Raw genomic sequence first — 18,068 nt, forward strand, 5'->3', positions numbered from 1 at the left:
AGGTTAAACGCGGGATCACAATATTCATCAAAATCTGAAAACAGCCCTTTGCTGTAAAAGCATTTTTTACCCTGTGCTGACTCTTGCGGTAAAATGCTTTGCTAGCGTTCGAATATGGATTGACGCGGATGATCATGGAGAGAATTGATGAAACGATTTATGCAACGAACATATGAGCAAAGGGCGTTCCCCGGTCAGCGATCCCGCCTGCGTGCCCTGACTCTGGCCTCGGTACTGATTGTTTCCTCGCTGTCACTGGCCACTTCGCAAAGCTGGGCTGATGCCGCTCTGGTTACTGAGCCACCTAAAGCGGTAACCAGCGCGCAGCTTCTGAGTTATCAGCAAGATGCGGCACTCATTCGTCAGACCTATGAAAGCCAGCTTTATACTTTGCCCGCCTTCAAGATGGGGCATTATGGCTTGCGTATGTATCGTCAGACACAGGATCCAAAATACGCCGCGGCTATCTGGGCCGATCTGGCGCGCGTGGCCAGTCGTCTGAATTACTTTGCCACTGAAGTCTCCACACCTGAACAAATTCAAGCTTATACCGATAAGCGCTTGCACCGATACGATAAAAAGTCGGATCTGCGCAGTGACATCCGCTATGAAGTCACCCTCAAACATCCGCATTATCTCTATCTTGGTGTTGATCTGTTAGGTTCAATGGCAAGGGCCAATGAATATGGTCTGAAACATCGGAACGACCCGACATTGCGGGAGGTTATCCGCCGTTATGACTTCCGTCAGTACGCGACGGATCCGGCGATGATTCGTGCCTGGGCTGCGCAGCTGGCCAATCAGGTGTACTGGCTGCGTCAGCTGGGTGAGCAGGACGTGGTTGAGGATTTCATTGCTGCGTTTCGGGAGACTTACCCCGACGCTAACGATGATCAGCTGACTCGCCAGCAGTTGATGAACAAAGTCTATGGTTTGACGCATATTATTTTTGCGGCCGCCGAGTACTATCAGAAGCCGGTGAAAGAGTCTGATTTTCAGTGGATTTACGACTATTACCGCGCCAATATCGAGACCATTCTGGCAGATACCAAAGAAGATGTGATTGCAGAGGTGGGAATCAACTTCTTGTTGGCGGGGCTGGAGCATGATCCGATCGTTGATCGGACCCGCCAGGCGATTCAGAAGTCACTCAATCGCAAAGTCGGTATGATTCCTGGTGTGGACGGCAATACCGATTTGGAGAATGGTGAGCACCGGAATGTACTGGCGATTATGCTGCTGGACTGGCGTGGGCCCAAAGCGGTGCCGACGATTCAGCAACAGCCGGACATGTTTAGCGGACTGCCTTATGGTCTCGTAAAGAAAACAGCGCAAGCCCCGTCATCATTGGTTGTTCCCGGGCCGGATAACGTCGTTATTCCGAAGGCAGAGTCGCAAGCAGGTGTATCAGAGTAACCGTTAAAACTGTGGATTTAGCGAGTTGAATAGCAGCAAGGCCCCGAATTGTCGGGGCCTTGTTTTTTGAGTCATGTAAATGAAGTCGTGATGTACTGACGGTGATATCACGGCTGATTTCTGACAGGCGATTAAATGCCGCTGAAATGATAGCGGCCTTTAATGCTGCTCACGGTGAATGTTTTCACTGACATCGTTGGTGACCAGTACACATCATTCCAGCCTGCTTTACGCTTAAGCTGACGAAGAAAATCGGCAGGCTTTTTTATTTGTTCCCAAACTTGCGGCAGGAACAGTGCCTGGCGATGCTGATCAGATAAAATAACACCGACCTTATTCTGGCTCAGATAATTCAGCAGCTCTTGTTCAGAGCTGACATCCAGCGTTTCCGGTGACGACAGGACAGACACTTCGATCTGCAAATCATCCAGCTGTTCTTCGGTTAAAGGCAGAAAACGTCGATCCTGATAGGCACTGGCTCGCGCCTGATTGTGCACTTCCATCACCAGCGGAGAGCGAGCCGCGATTGTGCCAAGGCACCCCTGCAATTGGCCATTGACGGTCAGGGTGACAAAACAGGCACCGGGCTGCAGGAGTTTACGGCCATACAGATCCAGTTGTGGGGGCTGGGGAATTTCATCGGCAAAATGGCCGCGAATGGCTTCGCGGGCAACATCCAGTAACTGAATGAGATCACCCTTATTGAGGTTCTGACACAATGTAGCTGACATATCCAACGACTCTCTCCTTGTCCCCGGCATCGGTATCGCCGGAGTTAATCATTATTTGACGTTTAAGTTGGTATCCCCTTTGTTTAGCCAGTAAGAGCAATGTATTAATGCCTGTCGAGCCGCAGGCTTGTTCCGGGGAAAGTGTTGGCTCAAATTGTTCTATCAGTGCACAGGTGTGCTTGTCGATACGCTGAGCGGCTGAGTAGGTATGGAAGTGGCTGAGATCACTGCTGACAACAAGCAGACAGTCATCACCTTGCCAGAGCGGGTCAATCAGCCGCGCCACTTTTGCCGGAGATACATTACTGGTTAAGAGCGGTAACAGGGTAAAGTCATGCAGGCATGACTGCAGAAAAGGCAATTGCACCTCAAGGCTGTGCTCCAGGGCGTGTACCTGATCAGATACCTCAATATCATCTATTTGCCGCAATTTATCAACACTTTGTATGTCAATTGGAATCTGCCCCAACGGCGTGCTGAAAAAGCGGGTTGAAGGCAAGGCACAGCCCTCAAAATAATAGCGGTGACTGGGGCCAATCAGGATCACCCGGCGTATCCTGTCTGCCTGCGCCCTCAGACAACGATAGGCGCCTGCCGCGACTTCACCAGAGTAGATATAACCGGCATGAGGCACAATAAGAGCACGAATCGGCTGTTGTTCAAGCGTGGCGGAATTCCGCTCATCGGGGGTAAGCCAACGGTTTAACTGACTCACCAGATAGTCAGGCGAATGAGAATAAAACTGGCCGGCAACAGCTGGTGGACGTACGTTCATAATGAGCATCCGTTTCATAACGAAGGGTCAGGAGACAGCAAGGTGTGGAAGGCAACGTAATTAGCGCGGTCTTGAACCTTTGTCCTGGCCGGGCAAGGCTTATACTTGAGTATAGGAACAAAATACTCACTTAGGTGATTATGATGAGACAGCCCCCGGAGTATTTCCCGACGCAATATTGGCACCGGCTGGATGACGGGCGGGTAGTTTGTGATGTGTGTCCACGGCACTGCCGTCTGCGTGATGGTAAACGCGGAGCATGCTTTGTGCGTCAGGCCAGACATGGTGAAATCGTGCTGACCAGCTATGGCCGATCTAGCGGATTTTGTATCGATCCCATTGAAAAAAAACCGTTGAACCACTTTTATCCCGGCAGTTCAGTGCTTTCATTCGGGACGGCAGGGTGTAATCTGGGGTGTAAGTTCTGCCAGAACTGGAGTATCAGCAAGTCACGCGAAATCGACACTCTTGGTAGCGCGGCGATGCCGGAACAACTGGCGCAGACAGCGTTGCGTTATGGCTGTGACAGTATTGCCTTTACCTATAATGATCCGGTTATTTTTATGGAATATGCCGTTGACGCAGCCAAAGCCTGTCACGCCGTGGGGATTCACAGTGTTGCGGTCAGCGCCGGGTATATGTGCGATTCGCCCCGACAGGCATTCTATGCAGAGATGGACGCTGCCAACATTGACCTCAAAGCGTTCACTGAACACTTCTACCATAAGATTTGCAGCGGCCATCTGGCACCGGTGCTGGATACACTCTTGTACCTGCGGCATGAAACCCGGGTCTGGTTCGAAATCACCACGTTGCTGATCCCGGATGAGAATGACAGTCCGCAGGAAATTGACGCAATGACCCGGTGGATTGCCGACAACTTGGGGCCGGATGTCCCTATTCACTTCAGTGCGTTTCACCCTGATTTTAAAATGCTGGATAAGCCGTGTACCCCTCCTGAAACGGTTAAACGGGCGCGTGAAATCGCCTTGGCGAATGGTCTGCATTATGCCTATGTCGGAAATATTTTTGATCAGGACGGAGACAGCACCTATTGCCCCGGTTGTGGTCGGAATGTGCTGGTCAGAAACTGGTATCAGCTGGGTGAGCAGCACCTGACAGATAACGGGCATTGCCAGTATTGCGGTTATCAACTGGCTGGTCGCTTCAGCCCGCGAGACCACGCGTTCGGCCGTCGGCGAATCCCTGTGCACATTGCGTAGTGGGCGTAGTGGCTCGGCGACTCGTCTGAGCAGTTTTTGGAGCGAAGAAGATTGCATTTTTTAACGGACTTGTCAGCAGGCAGGCCATCGATTATCTTAGCGGCCATTATTACCCTGATAAGAAAGTGAATAACAATGTCTGATATGACAATGGAACAGCTTGCGGGCTACACAAATCTGGTTATTACTCAGCCAGGCTGCCCATACTGTGTGAAGGCGAAAGCGATTCTTGATGCACGTGGCACTGAGTACACCACTCTGGTTCTGGGAACTGACCTGTCTAAAATCACCATGGTTGATTTTATTGAGCAAGCGACCGGAAACGTTGTTCGCACAGTGCCACAAATTATTCTGGATGGTCAGTACATTGGTGGCCACGATGATCTGGTTGCGTTTCTTGAGCGTCAGGTAGCGCAAGACGCATTCGGTGACTTTGAGCTGTAATGCAGTCCTGAAAAGCTGGACGAACTATTTGGGCTTAAACAGTCACGTTTAAGCAAGCGGATTTACACTCTGAACCGTTTACTAAAACTGAAAGGCAGCGATTTCGCTGTCTTTTTTGTTTCCGGTTCCGGATGGTACTTTCGCTGTGGTCTGTATCACGCCTTCAACTGACGGAGTGAACCTGTTGTTGTGATCACAGTCCGGTGTTCGTCTTTCAGGTTGGTTTGATCTGTATTAACAAAGCGTCATTCTCTCGCTTGCCTCCAAAATCACTCTGGTAACATGATGGACAACAACGGGTTGAGCTATCGTGTGCATGGCAGAAAGGAGTGTCGGGATGTGGGCAAAGACGGGATATTTGGCTGACTCAGTGATAGGGATGGCAGCGATAGCCGGGCTGGCTATGTTGGTGGCGGCAGTCATTATCAGTCACAGCTACCAGCAGCATCGGCGGGTCATGCCTCATTCCATCGGACTTTCATTGCTAATGGCTGGGCTGGCTGTCTCCGGATATCTGTACCTTGGTGACTTGCACACATGGCAGGCCCGAGATACAAAAGATGTAACTCAAACGCCAATCACAGTATCTGACTGGAATCAGCAGCAAATCAGCCAAATCCAGGATCAGCTGCGTGCTGATAAGCAAAACGGCGAGCTGTGGTTTGCTCTTGGCAACGCTTACATGGCCGATAATCGGTTTGGCGATGCCGTTACTGTATTTGGTTATGCGCAGCGACTGGCTGGAACACCACAGGCAAACCTCTATGCCGCATTGGCCAGTGCCGATTATTACCAGCATCAACAACGATTTACGGAAAGGGGGAGGATGTGGTTGGATCAGGCCCTGAGGCTTGAACCGGATAATCTGTCTGCCTTGTTGTTGTTGGCTTCCGATTATTTTCTGGAAGCCAGGTATCAGAAAGCCATCGACACCTGGCAGTTAGCGCTCGATACCGAGTACCGTGATCTGGACAGAGTCTCGATTATTCAGTCTATCCATCGGGCGCAGTCGTTACTGAGTAACAGCTAGTGCTCCAAAGGATTCAGGAACCGGATAACTTGCGACGGCGCAAATAAACCATCACTGCCAGAATGAACAGCAGCATCGGAAACAGAAGATCCGGCTCCGGAATCACCCTGACACTGACGTTATCCAGCAAATTGCCAACCGTTCCGTGATTGGCTGAGGTAAAACGTAAGGTTGTTAGTGCGCTGTCAGCCAGGAATGTACCGCTGAAATGACTCCAGCTAAACGGCGTGTGATCATCAATATGTCGGCTCAGCCGATTGGTCAGGCCGCTGACGTCAACCTGGAAGGCTTCATGGCCATTGTGGCGGGCGGCGTAATCGAATGACAGCTGATAAAGCTGATTTACCCTTGTATTGAACGACTGAAACAGGGTGAAATAGCTGCTCTGTCCCGGATGCGCATTCAGTTCAGCCAATTGCTCTCCTTCGCTGGCTTCAAAACCAAATACTGAATCCCAGATTTCAACGTTGCCCCCTTGCCAGGCTAATCCGGGTGTGCCGGAAGAAAAGATTTGCCAGGATCCGTCCGCAACATCGAGATCCTCGAATCCTCCATTGATCAAAAGGTTAGCTTGGGCGGGGTGAGTGAGTAAACCAGTGAGAATCAGCAGCGACACTGCTGCCCAGAACCGATTCAGACGTTTATAAAAGCGAGGGGTATTCATTTCAACCTCCTTGTAATTAGGATGATATGAATCAGATTGATTAATTGTTGTCGACAAGACAAAAAAATACAAAAAAAGTGAAAAAAATAGCGCCCGTTATGGGCGCTATCTGTCATCCGTCTGCATGTGCCCAAGGTTAGGCGACATGTTTGGCGTAGCTGCTGCGATCGATATCCAGTATTTCGACTGTCAGAGAGACAGACTGCAGTGATAAGGATTGAAGCTGGGACAGCACTGAGTGAGACAAAGCTTGTTTCTGCACGTCGGTGCGGCCTGACAGAATACGCACCGATACATGGATGAAGTCCAGTCTTTCATCACCAGTCTGATGATGTTCATAAGAGAGGGTACGGGTTTTGATATCGGGGCCTTCAAACAAGTCCGAGGCCAGCGCTCCCTGATACACATGACTGATCAGAGTTTGCGGGCTGACTTTCTTTTCCAGTTCTTTTGAATATTCAATAACGCAGTGTGGCAAAATTCTATCCTTATTTTGAGTTAACTGACTTTCTGGTTTCACGTTTGCAAAAGGCGATAGCGCTCAACAGGCAAAGTGCCCAAATTGGCCATGCACCACCGCTGTATCCGTCCCGATGGGTAATATTGGCAATTTTTTCTTCTTTTACCCGAGTTTTGAAGTGTGACAACTCATTGTTGAGGTTTGTTGTCATATCGGCAACCGCCAACTCAAAGCCTTTGAGCGATTGCTCTGACAGTGCAGAGGTAACGCCGACAGCTGTCGACCGATTTTCCAGTTTGCTGACACCAGGAGCTCTGAACAGCAGCGAGCGGCTGTTAATGTCAAACACGGCGGTATCAACAAAAGTCTGGATAAGATTGCTGTTACCCGGAATCACATACATCCCCACGATGGTCCAGTAGAGCAGGGCAGCGTTGTTTTCTGAAGACTGAGCCAGCTGGTCATAAGACACCAGCGCCATAATGTCGACATTATACAGGCGCGAAACCTGAGCAAGGGCATCAAACCCTTTTCCGCGCTTCAGATAGGTCTCAGGGATAATTTCAATCCGGTTGATGAAATCGTAATCGCCAAAAGCGGCTTTTACCTTGCTTAACAGCTCTGTTTGCGTTGCGGGGTGAATCCCGGTCTGATGGCGATTAGCTGAAGGGACAAATGCAATCCCCACATTCACCGGCAAATGAAGCGTTGGGATAGTAGGCTGAATCACGGTTTTATCTTGTGTATTCGGATAGAGGAAGTCCACCAGGCTGCTGGAGACGGTTTGTTCACGATCGACATCGCTTAAAAGCAGACTGCACGAGGTAAGAAAAAGCAAACTGATGCCAATAAGGCAGACTCTAAACATCACCAAGCTCCATTTGGTAAATATCAGGTATTTATGCCGTGCTCTGACTAATGAACGAGTAAAAAAAGCAGCTAACAAGAAAGAAACGGAAACAAGCGTACAGCATAAGCCGTTCGATTTCTTTGCAGACATACACCTGCGAGACACAAACCGCCATTATAAAAGGCTATGAGCTGGTTTGTATATTGGGTTGTGCGTAAAGTGGTCAGGCTCAGTCGTTTTTGAGCGCAGAGCGGAAGGTATTGTGGTGTAGCAGCGCCCGGATTTGAGCGCTGGCTGTATCAGGATATATCGGCTTTTTCGAAAATCAGTTGTTGATCGCTGGCTTTGATAATCAGTGTGTCGTCAACCACTTTGATTCGTGTAGGCTGGCTGAGTACCGATAAAATGGAAGCTTCCTGTTGTTCAATCTCCGGCAGGCACATCAGGTCATGTTGCATGGGTACCGTCAGGGCCTCTGGCTTATTGAGGTTACCTGTAAACAGGTGACAACCGGTGAAACCACTGATACTCATATCCGTTGCAATGTGAATGCTTGCATCACGCATCGTAATTCCCGGAATATGGACAGCATCCATCAATGTCCAGTCCCCTTGATATGGCGCGGGTTGATCAGCGATCTGCTGATTTGTGAAACAACCTGTCAGGACAAGCAGCAACAGGATAAGGAAGCCACTTTTCATCGTTTTCAATATTGTTCTCCCAATACCATCTTGGTTATTCGCCTTTGCTCCGAAAGAGGGGATAAAGCGCAACTAATCAAGGAAGTATCGAAAAAAAATGCCGGCAGTTGCCGGCATTTTTAAAACTAAGCTCTTGTTGAGCCGATCAATTCTGATGAATCTTATTTCAGAACGATTTGTACAGAACGCTCGATCAGAGATTTACCTTCAGCGTCTGTCAGTGGGTTAGTGTTAGCTACTGCTGATACGTTCAGACGAGAAGCTTCAACACCGTTGTCCACCAAGTACTGAGCTACAGCTTCAGCACGTGCTTTAGATACTTTATCGTTCACTGCTTGAGAACCAGTTGAGTCAGTACGGCCAACGATGTCAGCAGTCAGCTCTGGGTTCGCACGCATAGTAGAAGCAACTTCGTTCAGGTTGAAACGGCCGTAGTCGTTCAGTTTAACCTGACCAGTTTGGTAAGGCAGTACGTAAGAAGAACGAGTCGCTACAGGTACTTCAGTTGCAACTGCAACTTCTTTAACCACTTCAACTTGCTCAGTGATTACTTTTGGAGTTGCTGGTTGACCGAACTTGTAAGTCATACCCCAGTAAACTTGGTGCAGATCAGTGTCTTTACCGTCTGTGATTTCCAGGTTCTGGTAGTAGTCGTAACCGATCTTAGTAGAAACAGCGTTAGTCAGCTGGTACTCAAGACCTGCACCGATGGTGCCGCTGAAGCTGTCAGTTTTCAGGTCACGGATTTGGTCGCCAGCGCTTTTCTCATCAGCAAAGATGTAAGTTGCACCCAGCTTACCGAATACAGACAGGTTCTCAGTGAAGTAGTAGTTACCTTTAACACCCAGAGTACCCATGTGCAGGTCTGCTTCACCCAGGTCGTGCATGTAGTCGTAGCTACCGTACAGACCTACGTTTTTGTTGAAGTCGTAACCAGCTTCTAGCTTAGTGCTCACGCCTTCGCTTTGAGAACCAGGTACAACGTCGCCGCTGTCCACGATGCCCATACCAACGCCAGCACCGATCCACCAACCTGATTTGTCGATAGATTGTGTATTTGCTTCATCAGCCATTGCAGAAGTTGCAACGCCCAGAGACAGTGCAGCCAGAACTGATAGAGATAGAGACTTCAATTTCATCATAAACTCCAATGCTTAACTTACCTAATTGACCACTTTCTTTTGCGCGGCGACTGATTGTTTTTCTGTGTTGCCGCTAAGTGGTTTGTGTCAAGGAACGAGGCACATTGTGTGTTGGTTTTTGTGAACGGACAACTAATAAAAAATGATGTTCAATAAATTTAAGATTTTTTATGTGAGGGTCAATTTTATGACGCTGCATTGATCTTAAAAATTTCTATAAAAAGTGATATAAATCACAAGTCGTAGGGAAAGCTAGGCTTGGTGTATAAATAAAACCCTGGTTTCTCAGTATAAAAAAACATAAAAAACGTTATTAAACATTGGTTTGTGTGTTTTATTGGAGGCGTTTGATGAGTTTTAAGCTGGATTTATGCCAGTGGGGAAAGGTGGCTAAAAAGCTCAAGATAAGAAAAATGGCGTCAAAATTATTACCACTGTGAAACATAATAAAAGTGGTTGGCACGTTTTTTAACCGGTTGAGCTGGCAAGGTATTGTTTAAGTATAAAGTGGCATAAACTTGCCTACCGCTTCATGGTAAGATACTCAAACAGTAGCATTCATAATAATAAAAATGGTGTTTTTTATTGCGGGGGTTGCATGTAAAATCGGCAAAAGCCGATGCATACCGTAAATTTATCCCTTTTGCCGGATAGAAAGCGCCAAAAAAGTGCCGCAATCAGTCTCAACAAAGCGGCTCAACGTCAAAGGTGGCATTCAAATGAACGTCTATAAACATAAGAATGATATTTTCGAGCCTCAGAAGAGTGCCTATGTCACACCTGAAAACACAACGAAGTTAAGCGCCAGTGAAACGCGTATCCTCCAGTACCTGATTGAAAACAGCGGTGATGTCATCAGCCGAGAAACATTGCTGGAAATCGGGTGGCCGGAGAAAGTTGTTGTGCCAAATTCACTGAATGTTGCAATCGCTAACTTGCGTAAAGCGTTTAAGAATAAGTCAGACATCATCATTACTATAAAAGGTACTGGCTTTACGATTGCTGAAGACACCTTTACCAAACACAAGTTAGATGAATCGATGGCTGATTCGTCTGAAGAGGAGCCTCTCTTGGCTCAGACCGAGGAACAGCACGCGTCGGATGCGGTATGGAATAACGGCGATACTCATACTGCTTCCGCAACTCAATCTGTCGCGGTTGGTGTTTCAGTGGTGGCGGATTCTCCGACGGTAACACTTACTGATGAAGATAACGCTGGTGCGAATGACGCTGTGTTAAATTCAGCTGTTTCAGATATAACAACTCCAGATAGCGCCATTGTCCCGAAAAATAGTACGGCTAAGGGTATTGCTGCGAAAAGCGTATTGGTGAATGACAGCGATCCTTGTGCGGAGATGAGGAAAGCGAAGCTGGGCGATGGCCTGTCGCAGGGCGAACATAATCAGAAGCTTTCTCATCAGAAACATGCACCTAAGGAGCAATCCCATGCTTCAGGCTTTGCCATGCCAATGCGGATGAGTGTGCCAAAAGTCAAACGTGAGTCTTTCAGAAAGTTTGGATTGTTGCTGTGCGCGGCCATCATGTTGCTGTGGGTGACTCTCTGGATGTCCAGCTGGCAGTCACCCCCTTGTATTTCTGTCGATGGTAAACAGATTTGCGGCAATATCGAGCTGCTACGACTGAATGATATGCCTGAATCGGCATCTAACGGGCGTATGTATATTGATGTAACAGGTCGAGTTCATGAAGAAGGCTAAGTTTCTGATTCTTCCTCTGTTGCTACTGCTGATGTACCCGGTTATTAATGGGCTGGGATGCAATTTCAGCTTTAGTATCGAAACGCCGAGTCACAAGAAATTTGGTAGCTGTAAAGCGGGCCAGTATGTGCTCATTGATTATCCTGATCCCCATAAAGACAATGGCTATACCGTGCTGAAAGGCATTTTTATGTATGCTTTCGGTAATTCGGTTTTGTTGGTGACGTCGCATCAGGACAATACCAAAGTGATCACGGAAGCGTCGATTGAGAGTCTGAACCTGAATAATCAGCAATTCTGGCGACAAACTGCGATGAAACGCATCTCACCGACCAGCATGTATGTGTACAACGAACACCCCAAAAGTCGGTTAATGATCGTACCTTATCAGGGCAGACTGGCATTTAGTGACGATAAATCGCTGCGATAATGCTGGAGAAAGGTTGCTGGAGAAAGATTGCCGGTGAGTGGTTTGATCAGCCCCGGCGAGGTGCCGGGGCGGGGTGGGTTTAGTTGCTGTAACTGGCTTCTCTCGCCTCGGCTTGTTTATCCCATTCCGGGATCACCGTTTTCAGGAAGTCGTCTTTTTCAGCATTGAGTTTTTCCATGTCCATCCCCAGCGCTTGCTGCGCTTTGAGTTTGGTGGAGATGTCCGGTAGCTGTATTTCGTCTGTGATTCCTTTGGTTGCAAGCAGGCGAACCACTTTGGTTCGGGCATCGCTGGCTTTATCTATGGCAGTCCCAAGAACTCGCAGCGCGACTTCCGGTGCATGCATATGAACGCCATGAGACGCAATTGCATAATCCCAACGCCACTGAGCATGACGAATATCCATCAGAATTGGTTGCATATCAGCTTCTGTGGCTCCGGCATCCCATGCTGCTTTAGCTTCGAAGTGAGCCGCGACTATCTGTTTTTCAGCCCGTAATTTCATTTCTTGTACCTGGGCTTTGCGACTGGCAACAATGGCTTTCAGCGCGGCTTTATCCTGGGTATGACAATTTGCACAGGTATCTTCAAAGCGATCAAACGGATTGCCGACTTTATGATCGGTATAAACCACGCCTTCTTCGTTTTGTACTTTCGGCATATGGCAGTCAATACAGGTGACGTTGTTTTTGCCGTGAATACCTTCTCGCCAGGTTTCATACCCGGGGTGTTGAGCTTTCAGCATAGGGGCTTTCGAGACGCCGTGTACCCAGTCATTGAAATTGATGGCATCGTAGTAGCTCTCCATCTCATCAACCGTCGTGCCTTTGTCCCAAGGGAATTTCACCGATTTATTCGGGCCAGTAAAGTAGTATTCCACGTGGCACTGACCACATACTTGAGCCTGCTGACCCAATCGGGACTGATCTTCAAACTTCATATTGATGCTTTCCATGGCACGTTCCGCATAAGGACGTGACAAAGCCAGAGCGGGTTTCCCTTGTTTGAAATCGTCGCTACCGGTGTTATGGCAGTCAGAGCAGCCGATCGGGTTGTTGATTTCTGCTCCCAGCCGCGCCCATTTGCCAGCAAAATAACCGTCTTCTCCGCGTTCATCGATCAGGCGAGCCACATCCGGGCTTTTACAACTCCAGCATGCCATCGGCATAGGGCCGGAATCAGCATCTTTGGGACCGCCGGTGCGCAAGGTCTGGCGGACATCGTCCACTGCATAATAGTGGCCGCGGGCTTTGTTATAGTCTTTAGCAAAACCGTATCCTGCCCAGAGAATCACCATATTTGGATCTTCTGCCAGGGCATCTTCTATTTGCTCGCTGTCTTGGGTTGCCGCCCAGGTTTTATATTGATTGGGGTGGGCGGTGGCAAATGTCTCGTTTCTGCTTTCAATCCGCTCCTTGTCAGTGGTGTCTGCGGTGGCGCCGGCTGAGAGGAACAGGGCAGACAAAAGCGCCGATATTGCGACTGCCTTATGTGTCCAGTAATTGCTCACGATTGCTACTCCATTATTCTGATTCGTTATAGGCCAAGCGTTGTGAGGATGGCGGATTTGAGGCAGAAAACCGGAGTCACTCGAAGAATACTGAAATTTGTTTGGGATAAATGAAAAAGACGAAGCGTTATTGTTTTGGATCAAAGCCCAAATATTGGTTACGTGGAGAAGGTTAAAATTCTGACGGAATAACCCCAAAGTGGTATTTACAATAACCATTCATATAGAGTGGTTAAATTATTTGTTTTCTATTTAAAACAAATAATTAGGACAAAAACAGGTTTGATCTAAATCAGTAAAAGTTCATTTTCAATGCCACTTTGGAAGTAATTGTTGCTGATCGCAAATTTTCACAATTCGAAATATTGTTTAATAAAACCTGATAAGCGTTGTGGCTTTTTGATGTGATGGATTTGATGCCCCGGAAGACAGGATGTCTGTAGTGAACGTGACACGGTCACTAGCGGGTTCAGTGTGCTGTGCATGCTGAAATGTATCAATCATAACCTTTGATATCTGCGATACGGATGTCAGTAGGGACGATAAAAAGGTAAAAAAATGGGCAATAGTAAAGTAGCCCTGAACCGTATGCTGACCGTGTTGGTGGCCATACTGGTTTGGGGATATTCCATGAATGTTGCCGCTGACTCAGAGCCTGAACAGGTTGCGAATGCCACAACGCAAAATTCTGTTGCACCTCAAATGTCAGAACGGCACGTTGTCGAATTTATCCGGGACAGGAATTACGCCTGTACCCAATGCCACAAGGATGAACAGGACACGCTAAAAGGCACACACGGTGATGCCATACACACGTCTGCTAACCGTAATGTCAGTTGTGTTGATTGTCACGGCACCATCAGTGACGAGCACCGTAATGGTGCCCCTACCGTTATCAAATTTGCGCCATCTCAATCTGTAGCCGGGACAACCAAACCAGCCGCCGACCCTCGGTGGATTGCTCAGCAAAATGAAACCTGTGTGAACTGCCATGATCCTCATGATCTTCGTGAGGTGAACTGGACGCATGATGTTCACGCCTTGGATCTGTCGTGTGCTTCCTGTCATAACGTGCACCCCGAGCAGGATCCGATGAAAGGGATCAGCAAGTCGTCGAAGATCAAGCTGTGTGTCGATTGCCACTCAGATCAGAAAAAAGCCAAGTAGGGAGATGACGATGACCTGTTCAAGACGAAATTTTCTGATGGGAGCCGGCGCGGTGATCTTCACAACGGGCGTTGGAGCCAATCAACTGCTTGGCCGCCAGTCATTGGTCGCAGCAGAAGAGGGTAATGGCGTAGTCCGTTATGGCATGGTGCATGACGAAACCTTATGCATTGGTTGCACGGCATGTACTGAAGCCTGCCGGGAGGTTAACAAGGTGCCTGAAGGCGTGTCCAGACTGGAGATTGTCCGGAGCGAGCCGCAGGGGGAATACCCGAATGTGGATTATCGCTTTACACGGATTTCCTGCCAGCACTGTGACAATGCGCCTTGTGTTCATGTCTGTCCGACTGGTGCGGCGTATAAAGACCCAAACACCGGTATCGTCGATGTGCATGATTTCAAATGTGTAGGATGCGGGTACTGTCTTGCCGCCTGTCCATATCAGGTACGTTTCTTTAACCCGGTGACGAGATCTGCAGATAAGTGCGATTTTTGCCGCGAAACTAACCTGAAAGCGGGTAAGCAGCCTGCTTGTGTGGAGTCGTGTCCGACGAAGGCGCTGACCTTCGGTGACCTGAACGATCCAACCAGTGAAATCAGCCAGCTGATTCAGAATAAACCGGTCTACCGGCAGAAAGTGGAGCTGGGCACGCAACCCAAGCTTTATAAGGTGCCGCATGCAAAAGGGGAGATAAAAGGATGAGTACTACATTCACGGAAGCCTTTTATTTTGATTCGCTGGTCTGGGACTGGATCATTGCGATTTACCTGTTTCTTGCTGGCATGTCCGCCGGGGCCGTGATGATTGCCATTTACCTCAAACGTAAAGTGATTGTCGGTTATCCAGCCAGTAACGGGATCATAAAAGCTACGGCGATATTGGCACCGTTTGGGATCATCGTTGGCTTGCTGATCCTGGTTTTCCACCTGACCAAACCGTTGTCATTTTGGAAAATCATGATTTTCTATAATCCGACCTCGGTGATGTCGATGGGGGTGATGCTGTTTCAGATTTACCTGGTCGTCTTGTTTGCCTGGATCGCGACGATTTATCGCCACGAGTTAACGCAATGGCTGGGGGCACGGTTTCCGGTTGTCGGTAAAGTACTGTACTGGCTGACCCGGTTTGAACGTGCCGTGGAACTGTTCCTGGCTTTTCTGGCGCTGCTGCTGGCTGCGTATACCGGCTTTCTGCTGTCGGCGCTGCAAACCTTCCCGCTACTGAATAACCCGATTCTGCCGATTCTGTTCTTGTTTTCCAGCCTGTCGTCCGGTGCTGCCGCCTGCATGCTGGTTGGAGTGGTCTTTTTCAAAGAGTCGGCAACCGGAGCCAGTGCCAGTTGGGTGCACCGGTTTGAGCGTCCTGTGGTGTTGTTCGAGCTGTTTGTCCTGTTCGCCTTCTTTACCGGCTTATATTTTGGCGGTGGGCAGAGTCAGGCCGCGGCGATGGCGGCAATTGGCGGTGGTTTCTGGGCAAGCTGGTTCTGGTACGGTGTGATCGGCATGGGCATGCTGGTGCCGCTTGGGCTCAATGCGGTTAGCCCGGCGGTAGTCCGCCACAACCGGGCTTTTATTATGCTGGTGACCAGCCTGAGTTTGGTGGGGGTGCTGATGTTGCGGACGTTCATCCTCTATGCCGGTCAGCTGACAACGCTGTAAACAGACGGGTGTGACTCAAGGATCGTCACAGTGAAAGCTGTGGCGATCGGTTAACAAGGTGATGGAATGCTCCCTGAAATTGCACATTTTTCACTTATTCTGGCAACTGTACTGGCGTTGTTTGGCACCGTCATTCCTGTGCTCGGTGTGGTTAGATCGCGACAGGATTGGCTTCGCTATGCCTGGCCGTTCAGCTATTGCTGTTTCGGGCTGATTGCGCTGTCGACAGTGCTGCTGGGCTGGAGCTTCCTGCTGGATGATTTTTCGGTCAGGTATATAGCACAGCATTCAAACAGCCAACTTCCGATGTTTTTTAAACTGGCTGCTGTCTGGGGTGGGCATGAAGGGTCGTTACTGTTCTGGGTTTTGGCGCTGTCAGGTTGGACAGTCGCTGTTGCCCGCTGTTGCCGCGAACGTGATGAGGACTATTTTTCCCGGGTGCTGGCAATACTGATGTTGCTGGTTTTTATCTTCGGGGTGTTTGTGCTGCTGGCTTCTAACCCGTTTGTAAGAATGATGCCGGTACCGCTGGAAGGGCGTGATCTTAACCCTATGTTGCAGGATATCGGACTGATTCTGCATCCGCCGATGTTGTACCTGGGGTATGTCGGTTTTGCCGTCAGTTTTGCCTTTGCCACTGCCGCCCTGACAACCCGAGAGCCGGTTACTCAGTGGGCGGCGTGGTGTCGTCCCTGGACGCTGGGCGCCTGGATTTGCCTGACCGCTGGTATCGGGTTGGGCTCATGGTGGGCGTATTACGAACTGGGATGGGGCGGCTGGTGGTTCTGGGATCCGGTTGAAAATGCGTCACTGATGCCATGGCTAACCGGAACGGCACTGGTTCACGCTCTGCTGATTACGGCTTTCCGGCAAGCTCTGGTGGGTTGGAGTCTGTTGCTCGCCATTTTCACCTTTTCACTTAGTGTGCTGGGCACATTTGTGGTGCGTTCGGGCGTACTGACTTCGGTACATGCGTTTGCGGTCGACCCTGCCAGAGGGCTGGCGCTACTGGCAATTCTGTCACTGATCCTGATTGTGGCGCTGGTACTGTTTGCCCTTCGGGCAGAACGCTATTTTTTCCCGGCTCAATTTGGTCTCTGCTCGAAAGAAGCCATGGTGTTAATCGGTAATAGCCTTCTGGCTGTGGTGACGCTGACGGTACTGCTGGGTACCTTTTATCCCATGGTGTTTCAGGCACTGGGGCTGGGGAATATCTCGGTGGGTGCGCCTTATTTTAACGCGATGTTTATTCCGCTCAGTTTTCTGGTTTTTACCGTGATGGGGTTCGGAGTGCTGATTCGGTGGCACAAACTCAGTAGTGAAGCTCTTATTGTGCGCGCGTTGGCACCTATGTCAGTCTCGGTGGTGATGGGTGTTGCGCTCTCTGTGCTGTTCGAACACGGTGTCAATCTGACCGTTTGTCTGGCCTTTTCTACGGCCCTTTGGGTTAGCATTACGGCAGTTCAGGCAATGTTATTACGCTTGCGGGCGAGGAAAACCAAACAGCTTAAAGGCGGAGGAATACGCCAGCTCGGCATGGTCATTGCTCATCTTGGGGTGGCCGTCAGCATCATTGGGGCGGTATTAGTCAGTCACTATGAGGAAGAAATCAGTGGCCGAATGGGGCCGGGCGATCTACTCAGCTTAGGGCACTATCAGTTTATTTATGATGAGACAGCCCTGTTGATTGGCCCTAACTACACTGCGGAGCAGGCCAGAATTCAGGTTCGGAAAAACCATGAACCAGATGCCCAGATACTGGCGGTGATCACCCCAGAACGCCGTCATTATTCAGTGCGTACTCAGACAATGAGTGAACCGGGTATCCATGCTTTCTGGCACGGTGATGTGTATATCTCGTTGGGCGAAAAACTAAACCGGACTGATTACGCGGTGCGGATTCAATACAAGCCTTTTATACGTTGGTTATGGTTGGGAGGATTACTGATGATGGCAGGGGGGATACTGGCAATTTGCAGTTTTCGCCGTCAACGCGCAGCGCACAGGCAAACGCCGTCTCCGGTTCTCAATCAGACCATCTGTGTCTGGCAGTCTGTATCTGGCGATGAACGCCGCTGACAGAAGTGACAGCCGTCAATGTATCGGGCGGTCGGATATGACATACATATAGAAAAATTACTGACATTG

The 18,068-nt window shown here is 49.3% G+C and carries 18 protein-coding genes; 10 read left to right on the forward strand and 8 right to left on the reverse strand.

From position 1 onward, the window contains the following. Window positions 1-159: 159 nt before the first annotated feature. Window positions 160-1,416: a DUF3541 domain-containing protein gene (locus FH974_RS06125; protein WP_207103570.1), complete on the forward strand. Its 1,257-nt coding sequence runs from the start codon at window positions 160-162 to the stop codon at window positions 1,414-1,416. Between the two features lie 131 nt (window positions 1,417-1,547). Here the strand turns inward: FH974_RS06125 and amrA are convergent, their stop codons facing one another. Then, on the reverse strand, window positions 1,548-2,147 hold the full coding sequence (gene amrA, locus FH974_RS06130) for an AmmeMemoRadiSam system protein A (RefSeq protein ID WP_207103571.1): 600 nt from the start codon (window positions 2,145-2,147) through the stop codon (window positions 1,548-1,550). Beyond that, window positions 2,116-2,922: an AmmeMemoRadiSam system protein B gene (amrB, locus tag FH974_RS06135; RefSeq protein WP_207103572.1), complete on the reverse strand. Its 807-nt coding sequence runs from the start codon at window positions 2,920-2,922 to the stop codon at window positions 2,116-2,118. The genes amrA and amrB overlap by 32 nt, the downstream gene beginning before the upstream one ends. A 143-nt stretch (window positions 2,923-3,065) precedes the next feature. On the opposite strand from amrB, the gene amrS reads away from it, so the two are divergent. The 3 genes from amrS to FH974_RS06150 all read left to right on the forward strand — a co-directional run bounded on the left by amrS (window position 3,066) and on the right by FH974_RS06150 (window position 5,619). After that, window positions 3,066-4,145, forward strand: coding sequence for an AmmeMemoRadiSam system radical SAM enzyme (gene amrS / locus FH974_RS06140; RefSeq protein WP_047883626.1), 1,080 nt, complete (start codon window positions 3,066-3,068; stop codon window positions 4,143-4,145). 135 nt (window positions 4,146-4,280) lie between these two features. Continuing rightward, a complete protein-coding gene (locus FH974_RS06145; protein ID WP_047883460.1) occupies window positions 4,281-4,589 on the forward strand; it encodes a glutaredoxin domain-containing protein in 309 nt (102 codons plus the stop codon). 337 nt (window positions 4,590-4,926) lie between these two features. Further along, window positions 4,927-5,619, forward strand: a complete 693-nt coding sequence (locus tag FH974_RS06150) for a TPR domain-containing protein (RefSeq protein WP_053061702.1) — start codon at window positions 4,927-4,929, stop codon at window positions 5,617-5,619. A 13-nt stretch (window positions 5,620-5,632) separates the two neighbouring features. Here the strand turns inward: FH974_RS06150 and FH974_RS06155 are convergent, their stop codons facing one another. The 5 genes from FH974_RS06155 to FH974_RS06175 form a co-directional block, all read right to left on the reverse strand. After that, window positions 5,633-6,283, reverse strand: a complete 651-nt coding sequence (locus tag FH974_RS06155) for a carbohydrate binding domain-containing protein (RefSeq protein ID WP_053061703.1) — start codon at window positions 6,281-6,283, stop codon at window positions 5,633-5,635. A 136-nt stretch (window positions 6,284-6,419) separates the two neighbouring features. After that, the gene (locus tag FH974_RS06160) at window positions 6,420-6,761 is read right to left on the reverse strand and encodes a 5-carboxymethyl-2-hydroxymuconate Delta-isomerase (RefSeq protein ID WP_207103573.1); all 342 of its coding nucleotides are present in this window, start codon (window positions 6,759-6,761) and stop codon (window positions 6,420-6,422) included. 10 nt (window positions 6,762-6,771) lie between these two features. Beyond that, window positions 6,772-7,611 carry a rhombotarget lipoprotein gene (gene rhlP / locus FH974_RS06165; RefSeq protein ID WP_207103574.1) on the reverse strand — a complete coding sequence of 280 codons (840 nt, stop codon included), beginning with the start codon at window positions 7,609-7,611 and terminating at the stop codon, window positions 6,772-6,774. Between the two features lie 281 nt (window positions 7,612-7,892). Beyond that, on the reverse strand, window positions 7,893-8,294 hold the full coding sequence (locus tag FH974_RS06170; RefSeq protein ID WP_047883463.1) for an META domain-containing protein: 402 nt from the start codon (window positions 8,292-8,294) through the stop codon (window positions 7,893-7,895). 161 nt (window positions 8,295-8,455) lie between these two features. Next, window positions 8,456-9,433 (reverse strand): OmpA family protein, encoded by a 978-nt coding sequence (locus FH974_RS06175; RefSeq protein ID WP_047883464.1) that lies wholly within the window; start codon window positions 9,431-9,433, stop codon window positions 8,456-8,458. Window positions 9,434-10,155: 722 nt separating this feature from the next. Between FH974_RS06175 and FH974_RS06180 the strand changes: the two genes are divergently transcribed. Both FH974_RS06180 and FH974_RS06185 read left to right on the forward strand, forming a co-directional pair. Continuing rightward, a complete protein-coding gene (locus tag FH974_RS06180; RefSeq protein WP_084712431.1) occupies window positions 10,156-11,154 on the forward strand; it encodes a winged helix-turn-helix domain-containing protein in 999 nt (332 codons plus the stop codon). Continuing rightward, on the forward strand, window positions 11,141-11,584 hold the full coding sequence (locus tag FH974_RS06185; protein ID WP_047883465.1) for a hypothetical protein: 444 nt from the start codon (window positions 11,141-11,143) through the stop codon (window positions 11,582-11,584). The genes FH974_RS06180 and FH974_RS06185 overlap by 14 nt, the downstream gene beginning before the upstream one ends. Window positions 11,585-11,663: 79 nt before the next feature. On the opposite strand, the gene nrfA is transcribed toward FH974_RS06185, so the two are convergent. Beyond that, window positions 11,664-13,094 (reverse strand): ammonia-forming nitrite reductase cytochrome c552 subunit, encoded by a 1,431-nt coding sequence (gene nrfA / locus FH974_RS06190; protein ID WP_047883466.1) that lies wholly within the window; start codon window positions 13,092-13,094, stop codon window positions 11,664-11,666. 558 nt (window positions 13,095-13,652) lie between these two features. On the opposite strand from nrfA, the gene nrfB reads away from it, so the two are divergent. The 4 genes from nrfB to FH974_RS06210 all read left to right on the forward strand — a co-directional run bounded on the left by nrfB (window position 13,653) and on the right by FH974_RS06210 (window position 17,999). Further along, window positions 13,653-14,261, forward strand: a complete 609-nt coding sequence (gene nrfB / locus FH974_RS06195; RefSeq protein WP_047883467.1) for a cytochrome c nitrite reductase pentaheme subunit — start codon at window positions 13,653-13,655, stop codon at window positions 14,259-14,261. 10 nt (window positions 14,262-14,271) lie between these two features. After that, a complete protein-coding gene (gene nrfC, locus FH974_RS06200; protein WP_047883468.1) occupies window positions 14,272-14,964 on the forward strand; it encodes a cytochrome c nitrite reductase Fe-S protein in 693 nt (230 codons plus the stop codon). After that, window positions 14,961-15,920: a cytochrome c nitrite reductase subunit NrfD gene (nrfD, locus tag FH974_RS06205; protein WP_047883469.1), complete on the forward strand. Its 960-nt coding sequence runs from the start codon at window positions 14,961-14,963 to the stop codon at window positions 15,918-15,920. Before nrfC ends, nrfD begins: the two co-directional genes overlap by 4 nt. 66 nt (window positions 15,921-15,986) lie before the next feature. Further along, complete coding sequence (locus FH974_RS06210) at window positions 15,987-17,999, forward strand: heme lyase CcmF/NrfE family subunit (RefSeq protein WP_084712432.1); 2,013 nt, start codon at window positions 15,987-15,989, stop codon at window positions 17,997-17,999. Window positions 18,000-18,068 lie beyond the last annotated feature (69 nt).

This window comes from Photobacterium ganghwense (assembly GCF_017329545.1).
Classification (GTDB): domain Bacteria; phylum Pseudomonadota; class Gammaproteobacteria; order Enterobacterales; family Vibrionaceae; genus Photobacterium; species Photobacterium ganghwense.

What these genes read in the sequence shown, in the direction of transcription:
- FH974_RS06125 (WP_207103570.1), top strand. Translation starts at nt 160, where the DNA reads ATGCAACGAACATATGAGCAAAGGGCGTTCCCCGGTCAGCGATCCCGC.
- amrA (WP_207103571.1), bottom strand. Translation starts at nt 2,147, where the DNA reads ATGTCAGCTACATTGTGTCAGAACCTCAATAAGGGTGATCTCATTCAG.
- amrB (WP_207103572.1), bottom strand. Translation starts at nt 2,922, where the DNA reads ATGAACGTACGTCCACCAGCTGTTGCCGGCCAGTTTTATTCTCATTCG.
- amrS (WP_047883626.1), top strand. Translation starts at nt 3,066, where the DNA reads ATGAGACAGCCCCCGGAGTATTTCCCGACGCAATATTGGCACCGGCTG.
- FH974_RS06145 (WP_047883460.1), top strand. Translation starts at nt 4,281, where the DNA reads ATGTCTGATATGACAATGGAACAGCTTGCGGGCTACACAAATCTGGTT.
- FH974_RS06150 (WP_053061702.1), top strand. Translation starts at nt 4,927, where the DNA reads ATGTGGGCAAAGACGGGATATTTGGCTGACTCAGTGATAGGGATGGCA.
- FH974_RS06155 (WP_053061703.1), bottom strand. Translation starts at nt 6,283, where the DNA reads ATGAATACCCCTCGCTTTTATAAACGTCTGAATCGGTTCTGGGCAGCA.
- rhlP (WP_207103574.1), bottom strand. Translation starts at nt 7,611, where the DNA reads ATGTTTAGAGTCTGCCTTATTGGCATCAGTTTGCTTTTTCTTACCTCG.
- FH974_RS06170 (WP_047883463.1), bottom strand. Translation starts at nt 8,294, where the DNA reads ATGAAAAGTGGCTTCCTTATCCTGTTGCTGCTTGTCCTGACAGGTTGT.
- FH974_RS06175 (WP_047883464.1), bottom strand. Translation starts at nt 9,433, where the DNA reads ATGAAATTGAAGTCTCTATCTCTATCAGTTCTGGCTGCACTGTCTCTG.
- FH974_RS06180 (WP_084712431.1), top strand. Translation starts at nt 10,156, where the DNA reads ATGAACGTCTATAAACATAAGAATGATATTTTCGAGCCTCAGAAGAGT.
- FH974_RS06185 (WP_047883465.1), top strand. Translation starts at nt 11,141, where the DNA reads ATGAAGAAGGCTAAGTTTCTGATTCTTCCTCTGTTGCTACTGCTGATG.
- nrfB (WP_047883467.1), top strand. Translation starts at nt 13,653, where the DNA reads ATGGGCAATAGTAAAGTAGCCCTGAACCGTATGCTGACCGTGTTGGTG.
- nrfC (WP_047883468.1), top strand. Translation starts at nt 14,272, where the DNA reads ATGACCTGTTCAAGACGAAATTTTCTGATGGGAGCCGGCGCGGTGATC.
- nrfD (WP_047883469.1), top strand. Translation starts at nt 14,961, where the DNA reads ATGAGTACTACATTCACGGAAGCCTTTTATTTTGATTCGCTGGTCTGG.
- FH974_RS06210 (WP_084712432.1), top strand. Translation starts at nt 15,987, where the DNA reads ATGCTCCCTGAAATTGCACATTTTTCACTTATTCTGGCAACTGTACTG.